The organism is Streptomyces beijiangensis (genome assembly GCF_017315755.1).
In the GTDB taxonomy this organism is placed as follows: domain Bacteria; phylum Actinomycetota; class Actinomycetes; order Streptomycetales; family Streptomycetaceae; genus Streptomyces; species Streptomyces beijiangensis.
Genome location: NZ_JAFLRJ010001160.1, coordinates 1 through 256, shown reverse-complemented (window position 1 = coordinate 256; position 256 = coordinate 1). Strand labels below are relative to the sequence as shown.

At 69.9% G+C, this 256-nt stretch carries 1 protein-coding gene; it reads right to left on the bottom strand.

Features of this window, described 5'->3' with window-relative positions:
• Positions 1 to 35: 35 nt before the first annotated feature.
• On the bottom strand, positions 36 to 256 hold a 221-nt coding region (locus J0695_RS40985), incomplete at its 5' end, for a SpoIIE family protein phosphatase (RefSeq protein WP_206969885.1).

The following is a 256-nucleotide window of genomic DNA, read 5'->3' as shown; positions in this document are numbered from 1 at the left end:
GGGGAAAGCCCTACCGGGGGTCGGGCAACAGGCCTCTAGAGCGTGGGGCCCGCGTCGCTGTCGCGGCAGATCAGCAGGAGGGCACGGTCGTCGTTGACGTCCTTGGCCACCGCCTCGATCAGATGCCAGGCCGCGCCGGCGAACGTCGACGACACATAGCGGTCCGCCTCGCCCGTCAGCCGGTCCATGCCCTCGCTGATGTCCCGCTCCGGCGACTCGACCAGGCCGTCCGTGAACATCATCAGGACGTCGCCGG